Source organism: Janthinobacterium sp. SUN073, assembly GCF_030397665.1.
Taxonomy (GTDB): domain Bacteria; phylum Pseudomonadota; class Gammaproteobacteria; order Burkholderiales; family Burkholderiaceae_D; genus Janthinobacterium.
This window is the reverse complement of sequence record NZ_JAPUBT010000007.1, coordinates 128,063-151,152: the sequence shown is the minus strand read 5'-3', so window position 1 is coordinate 151,152 and position 23,090 is coordinate 128,063. Positions and strand designations below refer to the sequence as shown.

Below are 23,090 nucleotides of genomic sequence, written 5' to 3'. Positions count from 1 at the left end.
ACATTAAATCTCGATGACATCATGCCCATTCGTACCCACATCCTTGGCTTTCCCCGTATCGGCGCCGCGCGTGAACTGAAACTGGCACTGGAAAGCCATTGGCGCGGCGAGGTGTCCGAGGCCGCCCTGGAAGCGACGGGCCAGCAACTGCGCGCACGTCACTGGGCCTTGCAACGCGATGCCGGTCTCGATTACGTCACCGTGGGCGACTTCGCCTTGTACGACCAGGTGGCCAGCCATATCCAGCTGCTGGGCTGCGAACCGGCGCGTTTCAACTTTACGCCGGAGCAATCACCGCTGGCGCGCTATTTCACCATGGCGCGCGGTGAAGCAACGCATGCGCAACACGCGGACTGCGGCCACGCGCACCATAGCAACGCCGCAGGCACTGCCGCGCTGGAAATGACCAAGTGGTTTGACACCAATTACCACTACCTGGTGCCCGAATTGTCGCCGCAGACCCAATTTTCGCTGGCTTGCGAGCGTCTGCTGGCGGAAGTGGCCGAGGCGCAAGCGCTGGGCCACCAGGTCAAGGCGGCCCTGATCGGCCCCCTCACTTTCCTCTGGCTGGGCAAGGAAAAGACGCCGGGCGAGTCTGGCTTCCATCGTCTGGCCCTGCTGGAACAATTGCTGCCCGTGTACGGCGCCCTGCTCGACCGCCTGAAACAGCAAGGCGTGACCTGGGTGCAGCTCGACGAACCGATTTTGGGCCTGGACTTGCCCCACGCCTGGCGCAGCGCTTTTGAGAGCACCTACTGGCAGCTGAACCAGGTGGGCGTGAATATCTTGCTGGCCACATATTTCTCGCCGCTGGAAGAAAACCTCAGCCTGACCTGCCGCCTGCCCGTGGCCGGCCTGCACGTGGACGGCATCCGCGCGCCGCATGAATTGATCAGCGTGACGGACTGGCTGCCCGCGCATAAAGTCTTGTCGATTGGCATCGTCGACGGGCGCAACATCTGGCGCACCGACCTCGACGCGGCCCTGGCCGTGCTGCAGCCGCTGGCAGCGAGGCGCAACGGCCAGCTGTGGCTGGCGCCGTCGTGCTCGCTGCTGCACGTGCCGTTCAGCCTGGACGCGGAAACGGAGCTCGACGGCGAGATCCAGAGCTGGCTGGCGTTTGCCACGGAAAAGCTGGCGGAACTGTCCCTGCTCAAGGGGGCACTGGAAGGCCATCCCGATGCCGCCGCGCTGGCCACCTCTCGCCTGGCCATCGCCGGGCGGCGCGCCAGCCCCCGCGTCCACCGTGCCTCGGTCACGCAGCGCCTGCAAACGCTCACGCCCACCGTCGACCGCCGCGATTCCAGCTTCCCCCTGCGCCAGGCCGTGCAGCGGGCGCGTTTGCAACTGCCCGACTTCCCGACGACGACCATCGGCTCCTTCCCGCAGACGGCGGCCATCCGCACCGCCCGCGCCCGCCATCAACGGGGCGAACTGGCAAGCGCCGAGTATGAAAACCAGATGCGCGCCGAAATCGCCCACGCCGTGGCGCGCCAGGAAGCGCTGGGCCTGGACGTGCTGGTGCATGGCGAAGCGGAACGCAATGACATGGTCGAATACTTTGGCGAGCAACTGGACGGGTTCGCCTTCACGCGCCTGGGCTGGGTGCAATCGTACGGCTCGCGCTGCGTCAAGCCTCCCGTCCTCTACGGCGATGTGCAGCGCCCGGCCGCCATGACCGTCGCATGGACGGTGCACGCGCAAAGCCTGACGCATAAACCCATGAAGGGCATGCTGACGGGCCCGGTCACGCTCTTGCTATGGTCGTTCGTGCGCGACGACCAGCCGCGCGCCAGCACGGCGCTGCAACTGGCCCTGGCCATCCGCGACGAGGTGCAAGACCTGGAAACGGCCGGCATCGGCATCATCCAGATCGACGAGCCGGCCATCCGCGAAGGCTTGCCGCTGCGCCGCGGCCAGTGGGACGCCTACCTGGACTGGGCCACGCGCGCCTTCCGCATCGCCGCGTCCGTCGTCAGCGACACGACGCAGATCCACACGCACATGTGCTATGCGCAGTTCAACGACATCCTGCCGCAGATCGCCGCCATGGATGCCGACGTCATCACGTTGGAGACGAGCCGCTCGGACAGGGAGTTGCTGACGGGCTTGGGCCAGTTCCAGTATCAGAACGAAATCGGCCCCGGCGTGTACGACATCCACTCGCCGCGCCGCCCCTCGATTCTCGACATGGTGAAATTGCTGCAAAAAGCCAGCGCCGTGATTCCGCCAGCCAACTTATGGGTCAACCCCGATTGCGGCCTGAAGACGCGGGGCTGGGCGGAAACGGAGGCGGCTTTAAAAAATATGGTCGCGGCGGCGCAGCAGATGCGCGCGGCGGCATGACATAAGCCGACCCAGGCCGCATGCAGGGCTGCTTTCAGGGTGGCGCACCGGTTTTCCGGGGCGCCGCCCATTTTTTTTGACATGAAGTAGGTGTTGCCCTGCGGAATAGCACGCGCCAGGCCCCTGATGCTGATTTTTTTGCAGTAGAATGCAAGAAATTTACTGCTCCCATTGTTGCCGTACGGAACATCTGGCCTGCCGCAGTTTCACTTTGATAAATGTTTATGTCCAAAAGCCCGTCGCAGAAGCCTATCGAAATCAAGATTTCCACCGTCGTCGCCGTTTCCGCCATTGTCCATAGCGCCGATACGCAGGCACTCGATGCCGCCTTGCGCGACATGACGGGAGGCGTGGCGGACTTTTTCGAAGATGACCTGGCCGTGCTGGACGTGGCCGACTTGCCGCCTGGCGGCATGCCCGTCGATTGGGCTTCGCTGGTGGCACTGCTGAAAAAATACCGCTTGAATGCCGTGGCCGTGCGCAATGCGCCGGCCGAGATGCAGGACGCCATCCTGGCGCAAGGCTTGAGCCTCGATAGCGGCAAGACGCGCGACGATGCGCCGCCCAAGGATACGCCCACGGCGGCCGCCCAGGCGGGCGCCGAAGCGCAAGTGATGGTGATCGACACGCCCGTGCGTGCGGGCCAGCGCATTTATGCGCGCGGCTGCGACCTGATCATCACCGCCGTGGTCAACAATGGCGCCGAAATCATCGCCGACGGCAGCATCCACGTGTATTCCTCGCTGTATGGCCGCGCGCTGGCCGGCGCCTCGGGCAATGCCCAGGCGCGCATCTTCGCGCTGGCCATGGAGCCTGAACTGGTGTCGATCGCCGGCGTGTACCGCACGTTCGAGGATGGTTTCCCTGCGGAAATGGCGCGCGGACCCGCGCAAATTCGTTTGGCTGGAGACAGAATCGATATACACTCTGTCAATCCGGTCACTCCCGTGAACCGCTCTTAAGCTGCACAATTCAAGAGATATCTGAAAAGGATTATTTGTGGCAAGAATTATTGTTGTGACGTCCGGCAAGGGCGGTGTCGGCAAGACGACCTCTAGCGCCAGTTTTTCCACTGGCCTGGCCATGCGCGGCCACAAGACAGCCGTGCTCGACTTCGACGTGGGCCTGCGCAACCTCGACCTGATCATGGGTTGCGAGCGCCGCGTCGTCTACGACCTGATCAATGTGATCAACAAGGAAGCCACGCTGAACCAGGCCCTGATCAAGGACAAGCACTGCGACAACCTGTTCATCCTGCCTGCGTCGCAAACGCGCGACAAGGATGCCTTGTCGGAAGAAGGCGTGGAACGCGTGTTGAACGACCTGATCAACATGGGTTTCGAGTTCATCATCTGCGATTCGCCGGCCGGCATCGAGCATGGCGCGCTGATGGCGCTGACGTTTGCCGACGAAGCCATCATCGTCACCAACCCGGAAGTGTCGTCGGTGCGCGATTCGGACCGCATCCTGGGCATCCTGCAAGCCAAGTCGCGCCGCGCGCAGACGGGCGGCGAACCGGTCAAGGAACATTTGCTGATCACCCGTTACTCGCCGAAGCGCGTGGAATCGGATGAAATGCTGTCCTACCAGGACGTGCAGGAAATCCTGCGCATCCCGCTGGTGGGCATCATTCCGGAATCGGAACAAGTGCTGGCCGCCTCGAACCAGGGCAATCCCGCCATCCATTTCAAGGGGACGGACGTGGCGCAAGCCTATGAAGACGTGGTCTCGCGTTTCCTCGGCGAAGAGGTCGAGTTGCGCTTTACCAACTATGAAAAGCCTGGATTACTCCAGCGCATTTTTGGGGCGAAGTGATATGGCCTTGCTTTCTTTCCTGTTTCCCCCCAAGCCGAAGACGGCGACCGCCGCCAAGGAACGCCTGCAGATCATCATCGCCCGCGAACGCAGCGGCCGCGGTGGTCCGGACTTCCTGCCCGCCCTGCACAAGGAATTGATCGCCGTCATTTCCAAGTACACCAAGGTCAATGCCGACGACATCAAGATCTCGCTGGACCGCCAGGGCAACCTGGAGGTACTCGACGTCAACGTGGTGCTGCCGGACGCTTAAGGTCTTTACTCCGGCCTGACCGTGAGCAATTCCTGCGCCACCGCGGCGCAGGCATTCACGTGCTGATTGCCGATCTGGCGGAACACGGCATAGCCGATGGCTGCCGCCACCGCCTGCCCGGCGAACGGCACGAAGCGCGCCACCTGCTTGGTGGCAATCTTGACGCCACTGCGCTTGAGCAGGTGGAGGATCAATTCGCGCGACACCAGCTTTCCCACCAGCATGCCGCCCATGCCCACCGCCGCGCGGTAGGCCATCATCTTGAACTGCGGGTTGAGGCGCTCGATCTGCTCGGGCGTCAGGCCGAATTCGTGGTTGATATCATTGATCAGCATGGAAAACAGGCCGACATCGGACATCAGGTCGATGCCGGGTATGGGAATGGCCGAGGCGCCCGCCGACATCACGGCACGCCGCTGCACCAGGCGCCGGCAACGCTCGCGCACTTGCTCGATTTCGGCATGACTGGCCGGTATCAGGGTCCAATCGGTACTGCTCTTGTCTGCCATGCGCGTTTCTCCGCTAGTAAGGGGTAGATGAACAAGTGTAACGTAAAGAATGTGGCCACCGATTTCACTGGACACAGTTGCAATCTCTGTTATATTTCACTTGAGCATTCCTTAACATTACGATAAGCAGAGCGGACCGTCTGTTTGTTGCTACACACTCCAGCCCATTATGCGAATTGCCGTACTCGATAGCGACCATAGTCAGGCAGAACTGATCTGCCAGGTGCTCACCGCCGCCGGCCACGCTTGCCACGAGTTTCAGAGTGGCAAGGAAATGCTGGGGCAACTGCGCAAGGACAGTTGCGACATGCTCATCCTCGACTGGCATGTGAGCGATCTGGATGGCGCCGAAGTATTGCGCCGTGCCCGGGAAAAACTGGCGCCGAAGGCGCCCGTGTTGTTTATGACCAACAGTTCCGGCGAAGACGATGTGGTGGCGGGCATGACGGCCGGTGCCGACGACTACATGATCAAGCCCTTGCGGCGCAGCGAACTGACTTTGCGCACCCAGGCGCTGCTGCGCGTGGCCTACCCGGCGCAGAATGGCGCCGAGTATTTGCAATTTGGTCATTACACGTTTGAAACCCGCCCCGGCCGCCTGCTGAAGGATGGCGAAGTGCTGGACGTGACGCACAAGGAATTCGCCCTGGCGCTGCTGTTTTTCCGCAACATGGGCCGTCCCCTGTCGCGCGCCTACATCCACGAAGCCGTGTGGCAGCGCGACACGGCCCTGCCCTCGCGCACCATGGACACCCACGTCTCGCGCGTGCGCAACAAGCTGCAACTGAAACCGGAACACGGCTACCGCCTCGTGCCCGTCTACAGTTATGGTTATCGCCTGGAAAAACTGGGCGGGTGACGCCCACGCATCCGGGTGAAAACAGGCGAACTGCTCAAAGAGCGGGCACAAGGCGTTATAATGTCGGCATAAGAATTCCCAACAGCCCTGAAATGCAACTGCTCGCCGTCGGCCTCAACCATACCACCGCTCCAGTGTCGCTCCGCGAACAGCTGGCGTTTGCGCCTGAGCATCTGGGTTCGGCGGTGATGGCGGCGCGCACCTGGTTCCAGCGCATCGACCTGCGCGACAACGACGAAGCGGCCATTCTCTCGACCTGCAACCGCACCGAGCTGTATGCGGCCAGCCATGTGCCCAATCCGCTCGACGCGGGTGCGCATTTCCTGGCCGATTATCACCAGCTCAATTACAGCGAGCTGCGCCCCCACTTATACATGCTGCCGCAGCACGATGCCGTGCGCCACACCTTCCGCGTCGCCTCCGGGCTGGACTCGATGGTGCTGGGCGAAACGCAGATCCTGGGGCAGATCAAGGATGCCATCCGCACGGCCGACGAGGCCGGCGGCCTGGGCACGTATCTGCACCAGTTGTTCCAGCGCAGCTTTTCGGTCGCCAAGGAAGTGCGCAGCAGCACGGAAATCGGCGCCCACAGCGTGTCCATGGCGGCCGCCGCCGTGCGCCTGTCGCAGCGCATCTTCGACAAGATCGCCGAGCAGAACGTACTGTTCATCGGCGCCGGCGAAATGATCGAATTATGCGCCACGCACTTTGCCGCGCAAAACCCGAAAAGCATCACGATTGCCAACCGCACCATGGAACGGGGCGAGGAACTGGCGCACCGCTTCAACGGCAAGGCGATCCGCCTGGCGGACTTGCCAGAAATGCTGCACCAGTTCGACATCGTCATCTCATGCACGGCATCATCGTTACCGCTGCTGGGCCTGGGCCTGGTCGAGCGCGCCATCAAGGCGCGCCGCCACAAACCCATGTTCATGGTCGACCTGGCCGTGCCGCGCGACATCGAATCGGAAGTGGGCCGCCTGAACGACGTCTTCCTGTACACGGTCGACGACCTGGGCAAGGTCGTGCAGACGGGCCTGGAAAGCCGGCAAGCGGCCGTGGCGCAAGCCGAGACCATCATCGAGACGCGCGTGCAATCGTTCATGAGCTGGGTCGACGACCGCGCCATGGTACCCGTCATCCAGCACTTGCATGAAAACAGCGAAGCGCTACGCCTGATGGAAGTGGAACGGGCGCGCAAGATGCTGGCCAAGGGCGCCGACATCGACGCCGTGCTGGAAGCGCTGTCGAAAGGCTTGACGGCCAAGTTCCTGCACGGTCCGCAACAGGCACTGCACCAGGCGCAAGGCGACGAGCGCAAGCAACTGGTCACCCTGCTGCCGAAACTGTTCCGCCCCCGCCGTTAGCGCAGCCCCGCTGGCCGCCCGCGCGCGGCTACCCCTGCCCGCCTGCCGGGCCTGCCGGACCCGCACCATCCCTACACTCTTTTACCGCGAATCGCTATGAAACCATCCATGCTGGGCAAACTCGATCAACTGGCGAACCGCCTGGTCGAACTCGACGAACTGCTGATGCATCCGGACGCCACGTCGAACATGGACAGCTACCGCAAGATGACGCGCGAGCACGCCGAACTGGGCCCGCTGGTGGCCCTGTACCATTCCTACCAGGAAGCGGGCAACGATATTGCGACGGCGCAAGAGATGCTGGGCGACCCGGACATGAAGGAATTCGCGCAGGAAGAGATCGAGGCGGCGAAAGCCACCATGGCGCGCCTGGAACGCGAATTGCAAACCATGCTGCTGCCGAAGGATGTCAATGACGAGCGCAATATTTTCCTGGAAATTCGTGCCGGCACGGGCGGCGATGAATCCGCGCTGTTCGCTGGCGACCTGCTGCGCATGTACTCGCGCTTTGCCGAACGCAACCGCTGGCAGGTGGAACTCGTGTCGTCGTCCGACTCCGACCTGGGCGGCTACCGCGAAGTGATCGTGCGCGTGGTCGGCAATGGCGCGTATTCCAAGCTGAAATTCGAGTCGGGCGGCCACCGCGTGCAGCGCGTGCCGGCCACAGAAACGCAGGGCCGCATCCATACGTCGGCCTGCACGGTGGCCGTGATGCCGGAAGCCGATGAAGTGGAAGACGTCAACATCAACCCGGCCGACCTGCGCATCGACACCTACCGCGCCTCGGGCGCGGGCGGACAGCACATCAACAAGACCGATTCGGCCGTGCGCATCACCCACTTGCCGACCGGCATCGTGGTGGAGTGCCAGGATGACCGCAGCCAGCACAAGAACAAGGCGCAAGCGATGAAAGTGCTGGCCGCGCGCATCAAGGACGTGCAACTGCGCGAGCAGCAGTCGAAGGAAGCGGCCACGCGCAAGAGCCTGATCGGCTCCGGCGACCGCAGCGAGCGCATCCGCACCTATAACTTCCCGCAGGGCCGCCTGACGGACCACCGCATCAATCTGACCTTGTATAAGCTGGACTTCATCATGGATGGGGATTTGACGGAGCTGACGAATGCGCTGGCGGCGGAGCACCAGGCGGAGCTTTTAGCAGCGCTGGGCGATTAAGTAACCCACGCAAGGGCCGGGGTCGGACGGGGACGCCGAGTCCCTGAGGGTCCGACCCCGGATTCTGCCTTTGGGTTTAAGTAGCGGCTAAGCAATAAAAAACCGGCCTTGTGCGAAAATGACCAGCTCGATTCCATCCACCTCACCGTGTCGCCCATGAAAAATTCACGCACCGTCCTCCTGTCGATCGCCGCCCTGTGTTTCCTGATGCTGGGCGTGGCCATGTATTTGCAGCATGCCATGAACATGGCGCCGTGCCCGCTGTGCGTGATCCAGCGCTACCTGTTCCTCGCCATCGGCATCGCCTGCCTGGCTGGCGCGGCCGCCAACCGGCCGAAAATCGGCGCCGGCATCGGTGTATTGGCGGCCTTGGGCGGCCTGGGCGTGGGCGCCAAGCATTTGTACGTGCTGGCGCACCCCGGCTTCTCGTGCGGCATCGACCCGGTGGAAACGGCGCTGAACAAGATCTTCACGGCCGAACTCATGCCCTTCATGTTTGAATCGTATGGCGCCTGCGAAAACGCCGGCGAGCCGTTTTTCGGCCTGTCGATCCCGCAATGGGCGTTCATCTGGTTCGCCATCTTCGCCATCGGCCTGCTGTGGACCTTGCTGCGCCGTCAGAAATAATTGAAAGTACCATGCCAGAAACACTGATCCCCGCCGGCAGCACTGTCGGCGCCCTGCAAATTCGTCCGCTGCTCGACCCGCTCGACAACCGCATCCTGCTGGGCCACGCGCTGGGCTTGTCGCGCGTCTCGCTGATCACACAATCGGAGCGCGTGCTCACTTCCGATGAAGCCGAACGCCTGTCCGGCTTGCTGGCGCGCCGCCTGCAAGGCGAGCCGATCGCCTACATCGTCGGCCAACGCGAATTCTTCGGCTTGCCATTCGAAGTCAACGACGCCGTGCTGATTCCCCGCCCCGACACGGAAGTGCTGGTGGAACTGGCGCTCGAGCGCCTGCCGCCCGGCGGACGGGTGCTCGACATGGGCACGGGCAGCGGCGCCATCGCCGTCGCGCTGGCGTACACGCGGCCCGACGCCGTGGTCACGGCCCTGGATGTCAGCAGCACGGCGCTGGCTGTGGCGCGCCGCAACGCCAGCGCCAACGGCGTCAACATCACCTTCATGGCCAGCGACTGGTTCGAAGCGCTGGGCACGGAAAAATTCGACCTGATCGTCTCGAATCCCCCCTACATCGCCAGCGGCGACCGCCACCTGGCAGAAGGCGATTTGCGCTTCGAGCCGGCCGGTGCGCTGACCGACCACGCCGATGGCCTGTCGGCCCTGCGCACCATCGTCGCTGGCGCCGCGCGCCACCTGGCGTCGGGCGCCTGGCTGCTGATGGAGCACGGCTATGACCAGGCGGCATCCGTGCGCGGCTTGCTGGCCGATGCCGGCTACAGCAAAGTACAAAGCTGGCGCGACCTGGCCGGCATCGAGCGCGTCAGCGGCGCCCGCCTGGGCTGACCCATCCACGTGCGCGGGACTTGATCCGGCAACGCGCCAGATGCTCCGCAGTTTGTTAAAATATCAAGCGAATTCCTGACCGAAGCGCCGCCCCTCTTGCCCGGGGCGGACGCTGGCGACGCGGCGTTTTTTGGGCCGGCGCCGACGCATTTGCCAAAATTCGGTTAATCTCAGCACAAATTATTTATATGCTGCACAAGAAAGGAAGCTCAAATTGCCCAACCTGTTGACTCGCCGCCTGGCATTGCTGACCGAAGATGCCAACCGCGCGCTGCTGGGCGGCTTGCGCGGCATCGAGCGTGAAACCCTGCGCGTCGACCCTGCTGGCCATCTGGCTTCCACGCCCCACCCCGCCGCCCTGGGCTCGGCGCTGACGCATCCTGAAATCACCACCGACTACGCCGAAGCGCTGCTCGAATTCATCACCCCGGCTGAAAGCGACATCGCCGTCACGCTCGACAAGCTGGGTACCGTGCACCGCCATGCCTACAGCCGCCTCGGTGACGAGTTGCTGTGGAGCCAGTCGATGCCCTGCCAGTTGCCGCCCGAAGCGGACATCGAAATCGCCAACTACGGCAGCTCGAACATGGGCATGCTCAAGCACGTCTATCGGCGCGGCCTGGCCTTGCGCTACGGCAAGGCCATGCAATGCATCGCCGGCATCCACTACAACTATTCGCTCGACGAACAGCTGTGGCAAGTGCTCGCCAGCAACCCGGACACCAGCGCCAGCCCGACGCAGGCAGCTGCCTCGCCGAAAGACGTGCAGTCGGAAAGCTACCTGGCGACGATCCGCAATTTCCGCCGCTACAGCTGGCTGCTGATGTACCTGTTCGGCGCCTCGCCGGCGCTGTCGGCCGGTTTCCTGCGCGGCCGCGCGCACAAGCTCGACACCTTGTCCGACGACACGCTGTTCCTGCCCTACGCCACCAGCCTGCGCATGAGCGACCTCGGCTACCAGAACGATGCCCAGTCGGGCCTGCGCCCGCACGAAAACAGCCTGGAAGACTACGTCAGCGCCCTCACGCATGCCGTCAACGACCCGTATCCGCCGTATGCGGCGCTGGGCACGAAAAAAGATGGCGAGTGGATTCAATTGTCCACCAACGTGCTGCAGATCGAAAATGAATACTATTCGACCATCCGCCCGAAGCGCGTGATCCGCACGGGCGAGCGCCCCATCCAGGCCCTGTGCCTGCGCGGCGTGCAATACATCGAAGTGCGCTGCATGGATGTCGACCCGTTCGAACCGGTCGGTATCAGCCTGGAAACGGGGCGCTTCCTCGATGCGTTTTTGCTGTTCTGCGCGCTCGACGACAGTGCGCCCATCTCGGCCGAGCAAAGCGCCTGCTACACGCACAATTTCGCGCGCACCGTCAAGGAAGGCCGCACGCCGGGCCTGACCCTGCGCCGCGACGGCGCAGACATCAGCCTGCAGGCCTGGGGCGAAGAATTGCTGGCGCGCATCGCCCCCGTGGCGGCCTTGCTCGACGCGCGCATTGGCGGCACGCAGCACGCGGACAGCCTGGCGGCGCAAGCCGTCAAACTGGCAGACCCGGACACGACGCCATCGGCCAAGGTATTGGCCGAGCTGCGCGCCAATGGCGGCTCGTTTGCCGCCTTCGGCCTGCGCCAGAGCGAACGCCACGCCGCCTACTTCCGCGCGCAGCCGGCCACACCGGAACAAAGCGCGTATTTCGACCAGATGGCCGCCAGTTCGCTGGCCGAGCAGCACGCCATGGAAGCGGCGCCCGCCGGCAGCTTCGACGATTTCGTCGCCGCCTACCGCGCCAGCACCCTGTGTTCGCACACCTGACCTTGCACAAAACGCCCCAATGCTGACCTTCTACAATGAATTGCATAGCCAGCACCGGGGCCGCTTCGAAATGTTTCGCGGCACCATGGTGCCCTGCTTCGAGACGCCCGAACGGGCCGACATGGTGGTGGCCGAACTGGGACGGCGCAATCTGGGCCGCATCGTCACACCGCACGGTGTACCGCTGACGTCGCTCGAACGTATCCACACGCCCCGTTACCTGCATTTCCTGCGCCACGCCTGGCACGACTGGCTGGCGCTCGACCCGGACAATGCCAACAAGGATGCCTTGCCCTCCGTGTGGCCCGTGCGCACCTTGCGCAGCGATATCGAACCGGACGACTTCACGGCCAAGCTGGGCCTGTATTCGATGGACAATGGCACGCCGCTGACGACCGGCACGTGGACGGCGGCCAAGACGGGCGCCGACTGCGCCGTCAACGCGGCGCACGCGCTGCGCCTGGGAGAACGGGCCACGTTCGCCCTGACGCGCCCGCCGGGCCACCATGCGGGCAGCGATTTCTTTGGCGGTTACTGCTTTCTGAACAACGCGGCCCTGGCCGCGCAGCACCTGCTCGACGACGGCGCCAGCAAGGTCGCCATCCTCGACATCGATTACCACCACGGCAACGGCACGCAGAGCATTTTCTATGCGCGCAACGACGTGCTGTTCGCCTCTGTCCACGCCGATCCGCGCAGCGAATACCCGTTTTACCTGGGCCACGCCGATGAAACGGGCAGCGGTGCGGGGCTTGGCTACAACGTCAACCTGCCGCTGCCTGCCGGCAGCACCACGGCCAGCTGGTTCGCCGCGCTGGAAACTGCTTGCCTGCGCATCAAGATGTACGCGCCCGACGCACTGGTGGTGTCGCTCGGTGTCGACACCTTCGTCGGCGACCCGCTGTCGCACTTCGCCCTGCAAAGCGGCGACTACCTGCGCGTGGGTGAACGCCTTGCCCATCTGAACCTGCCCACCGCCTTCATCCTCGAAGGGGGCTATGCGGTGAAGGAACTGGGCATCAATGTGGTGAATGTGCTCGAAGGGTTTGAAACCGCAGAGTAATTCTGGGGTCAGACCCCCGTCCACGTTGACGGTGAGCCTGGCGTTAGCGGTGTTGAGGGTCTGACCCCGGCTTTAGCATCGCTACATATTCCGGAACAAGGCCATGAACGGCTGGCTCACGGCCAGGGTTTCCGGCCGCGTTTTCAGACGCAATACACCGCGTCCCACCTCGTCGCGCGTGACCGCCGCCACCATCTTCATGTTGACGATGGTGGAGCGGTGAATCTGCTTGAAAATCGCCGGATCGAGCACGTCGAGCAGTTCGCGTATCGGCTTGCGCAGCAGCGCCTCGCCGTCCGCCGTCATGACGGCCGTGTACTTGGTGTCGGACTGAAAATAGGCGATATCTTCCACCATGATCAGGCGCGTGTCCTTGCCGCTGCTGGCCGTCAGCCACACCAGCGGCGGCGACTTGGCCGCCGCCGGCAAGGCGCGGCTCAATTGCTGCAGCAGGCCGGCCAGCGCGCCGTCGCCCGCCTGGGCCTTGCCGGCCCGCACCTGCAGGCGCTGCAAGGTCGCTTGCAGGCGCTCACGGGCGATGGGTTTCAATAAGTAATCGACGGCGCCCTTGTCGAAGGCATCGATCGCGTACTGGTCGTAGGCGGTGACGAACACCACCTGGGTGGCGGGACTGGCTTCGAGCGCGCCAGCCGCCACTTCCAGCCCCGTCAAACCCGGCATGCGGATATCCAGGAAGGCAACGTCGGGTCGCAGGGTGGCGATGGCGTCGAGCGCCGTGCCGCCGTCGTCGCAGGCGGCAACGATGCGCAGTGCCGGCCACTCTTCGGCCAGCAAGGCCACCAGCGCATCGCGCAGCAGGGTTTCATCTTCGGCGATGACGCAGGTCATCTCAGGCGGATGCATACGACACTCCTTGCGCCGTACTGTCCGGCACCGTGATGGTGGCCGTCACGCCATCGGGGAAATTGGCGACAATGGCAAACGCGGCGGTATTGCCATAGGTCAGGCGCAGGCGTTCGCGCACATTGCGCAAGCCGATGCCCGTACCGGCGCCGTCGTCGCTGAAACCCTTGCCGTCGTCGGCCACCGTGACGATCACCGTGCCGTCACCGCTGCGCGCCATGATCCAGATGGTGCCGCCGCCGCTCTTCGGCTCCAGGCCATGCTTGATGGCGTTTTCCACCAGGGTTTGCAGCATCATCGGCGGCAGCTCCGCCTGGCGCAGGTATTGCGGCACCTCAATCTGCAGGTTCAGGCGCGCGCCCATGCGGATTTTCAAAATATCGAGGTAGGCACGCGCCCGTTCCAGCTCCGTGCCCAGGGTCGACATGGCTTGCTCCGTGCGCGGCAGCGAGTGGCGCAAATACAGAATCAGGTTGCCCAGCATCTCGTCGGCGCGCACGGGGTCGCTGCGCGTGAGCAGCTGCGCGCTGGCCAGCGTGTTGTACAGGAAGTGCGGCTCGACCTGCGCGTGCAGCAGGCTCAGCTTGGCCACCGTGAGTTCCTTTTCCGTCACCGTCTGGCGCGCTTCGGCCTGCTCGCCGCGCCGGCGCTGCGCCACCCGGCGCGTCATCGCCCGCGTCACCGCTTCCGCGTTTTCCAGGTTGCTGCCATGGTCGACGAGGAACCAGTCGGTCCAGGCATTGCGCGCCGGCTCGCAGATCAGCGTCACGCTGCCCGCCTCGCCATTCGGCGTGACGGTGGCGAGGATCTGGTTCGGCCGCGGCTCCAGGAAACCCAGCAAGCGCATGCGGGGCAAGCCCGTGTGCGTGTACGGCGCGGCGCGGCGCACGCGGGCCTGCACCTGCAAGCTGTCGCGCGCGCTTTCGACCACTTCGCTGCCCGGCAATTCGCGGATGGCCGCGTCGATCATGTCGAACGCCTCACCCGCCTCGAACGGGATCTCGATCTGGCGCCGCTGGCGGCTCGACAGGGTGCCGGGGTTGACGGCGCCGGCGATCAGGCGCACGCGGCGCACGTGCGAAAACGCATTCGTGATGACGGCGCCGGCCAGCAGTGCGCCGATGCTGACAAAGAAGCCTTCCGTATGCCCGAAGATATAGCGCAGGAAATTCTCCACCAGGATCGCCGTGGCGATGATGTAGGTGAGCATCGTGGCCAAGGTGATGCGCAGGATAAAGAAGAGGCTAGTCATGATTTTTTCCTTGGGGTGTGAAGTGGGCCCAGCATAACCATCGCCCCCGGCGACGGTGGCCATTATGCGATGGAAGGGCAATACTGGCGACAAAGGCATCAAAATAAAGCACAAATCTGCATCGCCTGAAATTAAAATCGCTTGCAATTAAATAGTGCGCGATATATATTGTGTACATGGACGCCGGCAAGCGCTTCTGCAGACGGGCATCCTGGGGCGTTAGCCCATGAAACAAGTAGCACACTATTTAGTAGCCAACTATTTATCCATCTAAAGGAAATCATCATGTCGATCAAACAAGTCCTGTACCGCGCGCAAGCCACCGCTACCGGAGGCCGCGAAGGCCGTGCCGTGTCGTCCGACAATGTGCTGGATGTCAAGCTGACCACGCCGAAAGAACTGGGCGGCAATGGCGCCGTGGGCACCAATCCGGAACAACTGTTCGCCGCCGGCTACTCGGCCTGCTTCATCGGCGCCATGAAATTCGTCGGCGGCCGCGACAAGATCACCTTGCCGGCAGACCTGTCCATCGAAGGCAACGTCGGCATCGGCGCCATCGACACGGGCTTCGGCATCGAAGTGGAACTGAAAATTTCGCTGCCGGGCATGGAGCGCGCCGCCGCCGAAGCGCTGGTCGCCGCCGCCCACATCGTGTGCCCTTACTCGAACGCCACGCGCGGCAACATCGACGTCACCCTGACGATCGTCTGAGCGCACCTGGCATCAGTTGCTGCGCGTCACCATCAAAACCGCACTGCCATGTAGGCAGCGCGGTTTTTTTTCACGTGTACCTTTAGAATGGCGCTCTTTTCCTGATTTTTCCGGAGTACGCATGATCAGCTGGCAATGGAACACGTTCGACGAACTCGGCCCCCATGATTTGTACCAAGTGCTGGCCTTGCGCCAGCGCGTGTTCGTCATCGAACAGCAGTGTATTTACCCGGACCTCGATGGCCATGACCAGCCAGCCATGCACTTGTTGGGCTGGCAAACGGTCGATGGCCAGCGCCGGCTGGCCGCGTATCTGCGCGTGCTGGCGCCGGGCGCCAAATACGTGGAAATGTCGCTGGGCCGCGTGCTGACGGCGCCCGAGGCGCGCAGCACGGGCGCCGGCAAGCAGCTGCTGCTTGAGGGCATCGCGCGCGCCGAACGCCAGCACCCTGGCCACGCCATTCGCATCGGTGCGCAGCAGTATCTGGAGCGCTTCTACCAGTCGTTCGGTTTTGTCACCGTCAGCGCCCCCTACGACGAAGACGGCATACAGCACATCGACATGCTGCGCGCGGTGGAGACGGCAGCATGACGACGGCCCTCATTTCCTGGAGCGGCGGCAAGGATTCCTGCCTGGCCCTGTGGCGCGCACGCAACGCCGGTATGCGCGTGCCGCTGCTGATCACGGCCATGGATGAAGATGGCCGCAAATCGCGCTCGCACGGCGTGCCGCCCGAGCTGCTCGAAGCACAGGCAGCCAGCCTGGGGGCGCGCCTGCAGCGCTATCACGCCAGCTGGGCCAGCTACGAAGAACAATTCATCGCCATGCTGCGCGCGGCGAAAGACGAGGGCATAGCTCACGCCCTGTTTGGCGACATCGACCTGCAGCCGCACCGCGACTGGGAAGAAAAAGTCTGCGCCGCGGCCGGCCTGACGGCCCATCTGCCCCTGTGGGGCGAAGCGCGGCGCGCGCTGGTCGACGAATTTCTCGCCGCCGGCTTCAAGGCCATCGTCGTCTGCATCAATGGCCAGCACCTGCCACGCGAGTTTTGCGGGCGCGAGTTCGACGCTTCCTTCCTCGCCGACCTGCCGCCCGGTGTCGACGCCTGCGGCGAAAACGGCGAATTCCACACCTTCGTCTACGACGGCCCCGCCTTCAGCGCCCCCGTGGCGTTGCGCCGCACGCAGGTGCTGCAATATGACGCGCCAGCCGATCTGGGCGGCGCCACGTATTACTTCCAGGAACTGGCGCCAGCCTGACGCAGACAGGGCCCGCAAAGCAAAAAGGGCGATTCCGTGGAATCGCCCCTGGTACTGGCTGCCCTGCGCGTGCCTACTTCTTTTTCTCCACGCCGATCAGCTTGACTTCAAACAGCAAGCCGGCATAGCCGGGAATCTTCGGCGGGCTGCCCGCCTTGCCATAACCGAGGTCATACGGAATGGCCAGGGTGCGGGTGCCGCCCACCTGCATGCCGACCAGGCCGCGGTCCCAGCCCAGGATGACGTGGCCGATACCCAGAGGGAAATCGTAGCTGGCGCCAGCCTGGTTCGTATCGAACTGCGTGCCCTTGTTGCCCGGCTTGCTAGCGTCGTACAGCCAGCCTGTGTAAAGCACGCTCAGGGTATCGCCCGCCGCCGCCGCCGTGCCGGTGCCGACCACCACATCGGTAATGGTCAGTTCTTTCACCTGCGTATTCGGATCGAGCACGACCGGCTTTTCCGTGTTTGCGGCGGCGCCGCAGGCGGTCAGAGCCACGGCACAGGCAATCGTGGCGATCATTTTAAATACCGATTTCATGGTTTCCCTTTAAATATTGAGTGTGGCTCGATCCGTACGGTGCGGACCGGTGCGAGCAGCAGTTTAACAGGTGTCGCCAGCCTCATTTGTAAGCAGACGTAAGCACGGCGGAAGATTGTGCGTCAATACAACATTAACAAAATATCCATTCCGCCGCGCCGTCGGGCCTAGATTTCCACCTGCGTGCCCAGTTCGATCACCCGGTTGCTGGGGATCTGATAGTAGTCGGCCGCCGTGCGCGCATTGCGCGACATGGTGACGAACAGGTGCTCGCGCCACGGCATCATGCCAGCACCCGGCGTCGAGATGATGGTCTGGCGCGCGATGAAGAACGACGTTTCCATCATCTCAAAATCCATTCCCTGCTCGGCGCATTGCGCCAGCGCAGCCGGAATATCCGGTTCATCCTTGAAGCCGTAATGCACATTCACCTGGTAGCACTGGTGGCCCAGCTCCACCACGCGCACGCGCTCGGATGGCAACACCCACGGCTCTTCATGCATGAAGACAGTGAGGAAAATGACGCGCTCATGCAGCACCTTGTTATGCAGCAAGTTATGCAGCAGCGCATGCGGCACGCCATCCGTTTCACCGCGCAGGAAGATGGCGGTGCCGGGCACGCGCAGCGGCGGCGCGATGAACAGCGACGAGAGGAATTCGTTGAGCGGGATGGCGTGCTTTTCCAGGTTCTGGAACACCAGCTGGCGGCCCCGTTTCCAGGTCAGCATGATGATGAACAGGACGGCGCCCAGCAACAGCGGGAACCAGCCGCCGTGGAACAGTTTCAGGGAACTGGCCGCGAACAGGTTCACATCGATGATCAGGAAGAAGCCCGTGGCGGCCCAGCACAGCAGCAAATTCATCTTCCAGCGGTAGCGGATGACGAAGAAGGTCAGGATCGTGGTGGCCAGCATGGTGGCGGTGACGGCGATGCCGTAGGCGGCGGCCAGCTTTTCCGACGAGCCAAAACCGACGACGGCCATCAGCACGACGGCCAGCTGCAGCCAGTTGACGGCAGGAATGTAAATCTGGCCGATTTCGCTTTCCGACGTGTGGCGCACGCGCATGCGCGGCAAGAAGCCCAGCGCGATGGCTTGCTTGGTCATCGAGAAGGTGCCGGAAATGGTCGCCTGCGAAGCGATGACGGTGGCCATGGTCGACAAAATCACCAGCGGATACACGCTCCAGGCGCCCAGCTGCTGGTAGAACGGATTGGAAATGGCTTCCGGGTGCGCCAGCAGCAAGCCGCCCTGGCCCAGGTAGTTCAGCGCCAGCGCGGGAAAGGCGATCAGGAACCAGGCCATGCGGATCGGCTTCTTGCCGAAGTGGCCCATGTCGGCGTACAGCGCCTCGGCGCCCGTCAGTGCCAGCACCACGGCGCCCAGCGACAGGAAGGCGATGCGGCCATTGTCCAGCAGGAAAGCCACCGCATGCAGGGGATTGACGGCGGCCAGGATGCCTGGCGACTTGATGATATTGACCACGCCCATAAAGGCGAGCGCGACAAACCATATCAGCATGATGGGAGCGAAGAAGCGGCCGATGCCGGCCGTACCGTGCGACTGCACCGAATACAGCGCCACCAGCACGGCGATCGTCAGCCACACCACATACGGACTGAAGGCAGGCGTGGCCACTTCCAGGCCTTCGATCGCCGACAGCACCGAAATGGCCGGCGTGATCACGCTGTCGCCATAGAACAGGGTGGCGCCAAACACGCCGATCACCATCAGCGGCACATGCCAGCGCGACGACTTGCTGACGGACGACAGCACCAGCGCCATCAGGGCCATGATGCCGCCCTCGCCGCGGTTGTCGGCACGCAGCACCAGGGTCACGTACTTGAGCGAGACGATCAGGGTCAGGCCCCAGAAGATCAACGAGACGATGCCCAGCAGGTTGTTATGCGTGACAGACAGGCCGTGGGCCGGGTCGAATACCGTTTTGAGGGTGTATAGCGGACTGGTGCCGATATCGCCATAGACGATGCCGACGGCAGCCAGTGTCAAGCCGACCAGGCCGCTTTTTTTGTGTTCCGACGTCAAGATTGCACCCGTTTTTGTTTTGTTGCATCGCACAATATGATAGGTATTAGCAAATAGCAAGAGTATTTTTGCATGGTTCCGCAGCTGCCCCAAAGTCGTGGTTTTGTACCGCTCCGCCTTGCTGCGCGGGCTTGCGGCCATTGATTTGTTGCCATTCTACGCCTCGCCAGCGGCGCCGGGCAGCCCCCGATGTTTTCAGCCATAATGACAGACTGTCTACTCTCCAGCGAGCCCCATCATGAATCCAGGCATGTTGTACGCCTCCCTCGCCTTCCTGTGCTGGGGCCTGTTTCCCCTGTATTTCCATGCCATCGGCGAGATCGCACCACAGGAAATCCTGGCGCACCGCATGGTCTGGTCTCTGTTGTTTCTAGGCATCGTGCTGACCGTGCGCCGCCAGTGGAGCTGGCTGGGCAGCCTGAAAGCGCAGCCCAGGGTCGTGGCCGGCTTCGTCGCCAGTGCGTTTTTGCTGTCCGCCAACTGGTTCATCTATATCTGGGCCGTCAACAATGGCCATGTGGTCGACGCCAGCCTCGGCTACTTCATTACGCCCCTGATCAATGTCATGCTGGGCTTTATGCTGCTGCACGAGCGCTTGCGCCGCCTGCAGTGGCTGGCCATCGGCCTGGCCGCCTGCGGCGTGGCCTGGCTCACCTGGCAGGCGGGGCAAGTGCCGTGGATCGCCCTGCTGCTGGCGGCCACCTTCGGCGGCTATGGTTTGCTGCGCAAGACGGCCGCGCTCGGTGCGCTGGAAGGCCTGTCATTCGAAACCTTGATTTTGTTTCCCCTGGCGCTGGCCTACATGCTGTGGCTGGCCTGGCACGGCCAGAGCGGCTTCGTCAATACAGATTCCACCGCCACGCGCGCGCTGCTGCTGGCGTCCGGCCCCATCACGGCCATCCCCCTGCTGCTGTTTGCCGCCGGCGCGCGCCGCCTGCCGCTGGCCGTGCTGGGCTTATTACAATACATCGCCCCCACAGGCCAGTTGCTGATCGGCGTGTGGGTCTTCCACGAATCGTTCACGCCCGAACGCATGCTGGGCTTCCTCGTCATCTGGACGGCGCTGGCCCTGTACGCGGCCGAAGGGCTGTGGAGCAGCCGCCGCGCGCGCCTGGCAGCCTGACCGACCCGCTCCGGCAGCGTACAGCGCTGGCCGGAAGCGGGCGTTTACCGTATCCTGTCCGTCTTTGTATATCACCCGAGATTTCTAATGGCAAATTACGTCTACACCATGAATCGCGTGGGCAAAATCGTCCCGCCCAAGCGCCAGATTCTGAAAGATATTTCCCTCTCCTTCTTCCCAGGCGCGAAGATCGGCGTGCTGGGCCTGAACGGCTCCGGCAAATCGACCCTGCTGAAAATCATGGCCGGCATCGACACCGACATCCAGGGCGAAGCCGTGCCGATGCCGGGCCTGAACATCGGCTACCTGCCGCAGGAACCGCAACTGGACCCGGAAAAAACCGTGCGCCAGGAAGTCGAATCGGGCCTGGGCGAAGTATTTGAAGCGCAAGCCAAGCTGGAAGCCGTGTACGCCGCGTATGCCGAGGAAGACGCCGATTTCGACGCCCTGGCCACGGAACAGGCACGCCTGGAAGCGATCATCTCGACTTCCGACGGCGGCAATTTGAATTTGCAGCTGGAAATGGCCGCCGACGCGCTGCGCCTGCCGCCCTGGGATGCCAGCATCGGCGTGCTGTCCGGCGGCGAAAAGCGCCGCGTGGCGCTGTGCAAGCTGTTGCTGTCCAAGCCCGACATGCTGCTGCTCGACGAACCGACCAACCATCTGGATGCGGAATCGGTCGACTGGCTGGAACAATTCCTGCTGCGCTTCCCCGGCACCGTGGTAGCCATCACCCATGACCGCTACTTCCTCGACAATGCGGCCGAGTGGATCCTGGAGCTGGACCGCGGCAGCGGCATTCCATGGAAGGGTAACTACTCGACCTGGCTGGAGCAGAAGCAAGCCCGCCTGAAGCAGGAAGAATCGACGGAATCGGCACGCCAGAAGGCGCTGCAAAAGGAATTGGAATGGTCGCGCCAGAACCCGAAAGCGCGCCAGGCCAAGTCGAAAGCCCGCCTGGCCCGCTTCAACGAGCTGTCCGAGCACGAATACCAGAAGCGCAACGAAACGCAGGAAATCTTCATTCCCGTGGCTGAACGCCTGGGCAATGACGTCATCGAGTTCAAGAACGTGTCGAAAGCGTTCGGCGACCGTTTGCTGATCGATAACCTGAGCTTCACCGTGCCGCCAGGCGCCATCGTCGGCATCATCGGCCCCAACGGCGCCGGCAAGTCGACCCTGTTCAAGATGATCACCGGCAAGGAACAGCCGGACAGCGGCGAAGTGGCCATCGGCCAGACGGCGCGCGTCTCCATCGTCGACCAGAATCGCGGCGACTCGCTGTCGGACAGCAAGACCGTCTTCCAGGACGTGTGCGGCGGCGCCGACATGTTGACGGTTGGCCGCTTCGAAATGCCGTCGCGCGCCTACCTGGGCCGCTTCAACTTCAAGGGCGGCGACCAGCAAAAAATCGTCGGCAATCTGTCCGGCGGTGAACGTGGCCGTCTGCACCTGGCAAAAACCCTGCTGATGGGCGGCAACGTCCTGCTGCTCGATGAACCGTCGAACGATCTGGACGTGGAAACCCTGCGCGCGCTGGAAGACGCCTTGCTGGAATTTGCCGGCAGCGTGATGGTCATCTCGCATGATCGCTGGTTCCTCGACCGTATCGCCACGCATATCCTGGCATTCGAAGGCGATTCGCAGGTCACCTTCTTTGACGGCAACTATCAGGAATACGAAGCCGACAAGAAGAAACGTCTGGGTGACGAAGGCGCGAAACCAAAACGTATCCGCTACAAACCGCTCAGCGTATAAATCGGGTGCAGCAATGCAAAAAGGCAGTTACCTCGCGGTAACTGCCTTTTTTTTCAGCAAACTTCTAAACCATTAGAAGTTGTAGCGCGCGCCTAGGGCCAGGCCGGTAGCCTTGCGGCCCTGGTCGGCGCTCTTGCCGAAGTGTTCCACTTCCGCCGTCAGCGAGACTTTCTCGTTGATCGCGTACTGGGCACCTACGGAAGCGTACACGCCCGTCTTGTCGTTGCCGCTGATGCCGGTCGACAGGCCCGTGCCGCTCAAGCTATTCTTGACCTTGGCCACACCGAGCTTGCCGAACACGCCGACTTTATCGCTCACCGGCATGCTGGCCTTGCCGGCCAGGTAGTAGCCGTGCGAATCGCTTTTCACGGAACCGTTGCCGGTGCTGGTGACATAGCTGTAATCCTTGCTGCCGAAATCGGCGTAACCGCCCTCGACCGCCCAGGTTTTATCGAAATCGTAACCGGCGAAAACCTTGGCGCCCGCCTTGTAGCCGCTGTGATTATCGGCGCTGGTGGCGCCAGGAATATCGAAGCTATAACGGTTGCCCGTGACGCCGGCACCCACATAGGCGCCTTCGGCGTGCGCGGCGCTCATGCCGGTCAGTGCAGTAGTCGTAGCGATCATTGCAAACAGGATTTTCTTCTTCATCATGTTCTCTCTTTCAATTAGTGAATGGTGCCTGGATTCGCAGTTCAGCGAAGTGCGATGACTACACAATAACAGCCGAAAAAAGCTACGTCTTTCTCCATTCCGTAAGAACTGTGACAAGATGTAAGCAGACATTTCAAACTGACAATAACCATAAAATGCGCACCGTTGAGCGAACTTAAGATAGACTTAAGAGAAATTTGAATTTCAGACAAACA

The 23,090-nt window shown here is 62.7% G+C and carries 22 protein-coding genes; 16 read left to right on the top strand and 6 right to left on the bottom strand.

The window, feature by feature from the left end:
* Positions 1–21 precede the first annotated feature (21 nt).
* From metE to minE, 4 genes are all read left to right on the top strand, one after another.
* Positions 22–2,346, top strand: coding sequence for a 5-methyltetrahydropteroyltriglutamate--homocysteine S-methyltransferase (gene metE, locus O0882_RS19300; protein WP_289950570.1), 2,325 nt, complete (start codon positions 22–24; stop codon positions 2,344–2,346).
* Between the two features lie 224 nt (positions 2,347–2,570).
* On the top strand, positions 2,571–3,308 hold the full coding sequence (minC, locus tag O0882_RS19295; protein WP_099761089.1) for a septum site-determining protein MinC: 738 nt from the start codon (positions 2,571–2,573) through the stop codon (positions 3,306–3,308).
* A 37-nt stretch (positions 3,309–3,345) separates the two neighbouring features.
* Positions 3,346–4,161, top strand: a complete 816-nt coding sequence (gene minD / locus O0882_RS19290; RefSeq protein WP_010393629.1) for a septum site-determining protein MinD — start codon at positions 3,346–3,348, stop codon at positions 4,159–4,161.
* Between the two features lies 1 nt (position 4,162).
* Positions 4,163–4,414 (top strand): cell division topological specificity factor MinE, encoded by a 252-nt coding sequence (minE, locus tag O0882_RS19285; RefSeq protein WP_071079935.1) that lies wholly within the window; start codon positions 4,163–4,165, stop codon positions 4,412–4,414.
* 5 nt (positions 4,415–4,419) lie between these two features.
* Here minE and O0882_RS19280 read toward each other — a convergent pair whose 3' ends face one another.
* Positions 4,420–4,923: a hypothetical protein gene (locus O0882_RS19280; RefSeq protein WP_289950558.1), complete on the bottom strand. Its 504-nt coding sequence runs from the start codon at positions 4,921–4,923 to the stop codon at positions 4,420–4,422.
* Between the two features lie 169 nt (positions 4,924–5,092).
* Between O0882_RS19280 and O0882_RS19275 the strand changes: the two genes are divergently transcribed.
* The 7 genes from O0882_RS19275 to O0882_RS19245 all read left to right on the top strand — a co-directional run bounded on the left by O0882_RS19275 (position 5,093) and on the right by O0882_RS19245 (position 12,670).
* Positions 5,093–5,782, top strand: a complete 690-nt coding sequence (locus tag O0882_RS19275; RefSeq protein WP_071079937.1) for a response regulator transcription factor — start codon at positions 5,093–5,095, stop codon at positions 5,780–5,782.
* A 92-nt stretch (positions 5,783–5,874) separates the two neighbouring features.
* Complete coding sequence (gene hemA / locus O0882_RS19270; protein ID WP_116742911.1) at positions 5,875–7,149, top strand: glutamyl-tRNA reductase; 1,275 nt, start codon at positions 5,875–5,877, stop codon at positions 7,147–7,149.
* Positions 7,150–7,245: 96 nt separating this feature from the next.
* Positions 7,246–8,322 (top strand): peptide chain release factor 1, encoded by a 1,077-nt coding sequence (prfA, locus tag O0882_RS19265; RefSeq protein ID WP_289950553.1) that lies wholly within the window; start codon positions 7,246–7,248, stop codon positions 8,320–8,322.
* Between the two features lie 156 nt (positions 8,323–8,478).
* Positions 8,479–8,949 carry a disulfide bond formation protein B gene (locus O0882_RS19260; protein ID WP_289950551.1) on the top strand — a complete coding sequence of 157 codons (471 nt, stop codon included), beginning with the start codon at positions 8,479–8,481 and terminating at the stop codon, positions 8,947–8,949.
* An 11-nt stretch (positions 8,950–8,960) separates the two neighbouring features.
* Positions 8,961–9,791 (top strand): peptide chain release factor N(5)-glutamine methyltransferase, encoded by an 831-nt coding sequence (gene prmC, locus O0882_RS19255; protein ID WP_071079940.1) that lies wholly within the window; start codon positions 8,961–8,963, stop codon positions 9,789–9,791.
* 214 nt (positions 9,792–10,005) lie between these two features.
* A complete protein-coding gene (gene gshA, locus O0882_RS19250) occupies positions 10,006–11,607 on the top strand; it encodes a glutamate--cysteine ligase (protein ID WP_289950546.1) in 1,602 nt (533 codons plus the stop codon).
* Positions 11,608–11,626: 19 nt separating this feature from the next.
* Positions 11,627–12,670: a histone deacetylase family protein gene (locus O0882_RS19245; RefSeq protein WP_289950544.1), complete on the top strand. Its 1,044-nt coding sequence runs from the start codon at positions 11,627–11,629 to the stop codon at positions 12,668–12,670.
* Between the two features lie 81 nt (positions 12,671–12,751).
* Here the strand turns inward: O0882_RS19245 and O0882_RS19240 are convergent, their stop codons facing one another.
* The gene (locus O0882_RS19240) at positions 12,752–13,534 is read right to left on the bottom strand and encodes a LytTR family DNA-binding domain-containing protein (RefSeq protein WP_289950543.1); all 783 of its coding nucleotides are present in this window, start codon (positions 13,532–13,534) and stop codon (positions 12,752–12,754) included.
* The gene (locus tag O0882_RS19235) at positions 13,521–14,786 is read right to left on the bottom strand and encodes a histidine kinase (protein ID WP_289950541.1); all 1,266 of its coding nucleotides are present in this window, start codon (positions 14,784–14,786) and stop codon (positions 13,521–13,523) included. Before O0882_RS19235 ends, O0882_RS19240 begins: the two co-directional genes overlap by 14 nt.
* A 285-nt stretch (positions 14,787–15,071) precedes the next feature.
* On the opposite strand from O0882_RS19235, the gene O0882_RS19230 reads away from it, so the two are divergent.
* The 3 genes from O0882_RS19230 (at position 15,072) to O0882_RS19220 (ending at position 16,757) form a co-directional block, all read left to right on the top strand.
* Complete coding sequence (locus tag O0882_RS19230; protein WP_289950538.1) at positions 15,072–15,497, top strand: organic hydroperoxide resistance protein; 426 nt, start codon at positions 15,072–15,074, stop codon at positions 15,495–15,497.
* 121 nt (positions 15,498–15,618) lie between these two features.
* Positions 15,619–16,089, top strand: a complete 471-nt coding sequence (locus O0882_RS19225; protein WP_289950536.1) for a GNAT family N-acetyltransferase — start codon at positions 15,619–15,621, stop codon at positions 16,087–16,089.
* Entirely contained in the window at positions 16,086–16,757 is a 672-nt protein-coding gene (locus O0882_RS19220; RefSeq protein WP_289950534.1) for a diphthine--ammonia ligase, read from the top strand. The genes O0882_RS19225 and O0882_RS19220 overlap by 4 nt, the downstream gene beginning before the upstream one ends.
* 73 nt (positions 16,758–16,830) lie before the next feature.
* Here the strand turns inward: O0882_RS19220 and O0882_RS19215 are convergent, their stop codons facing one another.
* Both O0882_RS19215 and O0882_RS19210 read right to left on the bottom strand, forming a co-directional pair.
* Positions 16,831–17,295: an FKBP-type peptidyl-prolyl cis-trans isomerase gene (locus O0882_RS19215; protein WP_289950531.1), complete on the bottom strand. Its 465-nt coding sequence runs from the start codon at positions 17,293–17,295 to the stop codon at positions 16,831–16,833.
* Positions 17,296–17,462: 167 nt separating this feature from the next.
* Positions 17,463–19,340: a potassium transporter Kup gene (locus tag O0882_RS19210; RefSeq protein ID WP_289950530.1), complete on the bottom strand. Its 1,878-nt coding sequence runs from the start codon at positions 19,338–19,340 to the stop codon at positions 17,463–17,465.
* Positions 19,341–19,578: 238 nt separating this feature from the next.
* Between O0882_RS19210 and rarD the strand changes: the two genes are divergently transcribed.
* Together rarD and ettA are read left to right on the top strand one after the other, a co-directional pair.
* Positions 19,579–20,463, top strand: a complete 885-nt coding sequence (gene rarD, locus O0882_RS19205) for an EamA family transporter RarD (protein WP_289950529.1) — start codon at positions 19,579–19,581, stop codon at positions 20,461–20,463.
* A gap of 87 nt (positions 20,464–20,550) precedes the next feature.
* Complete coding sequence (gene ettA / locus O0882_RS19200) at positions 20,551–22,221, top strand: energy-dependent translational throttle protein EttA (RefSeq protein ID WP_099761103.1); 1,671 nt, start codon at positions 20,551–20,553, stop codon at positions 22,219–22,221.
* 72 nt (positions 22,222–22,293) lie between these two features.
* On the opposite strand, the gene O0882_RS19195 is transcribed toward ettA, so the two are convergent.
* A complete protein-coding gene (locus O0882_RS19195; protein ID WP_219134062.1) occupies positions 22,294–22,875 on the bottom strand; it encodes a porin family protein in 582 nt (193 codons plus the stop codon).
* Between the last annotated feature and the right edge of the window lie 215 nt (positions 22,876–23,090).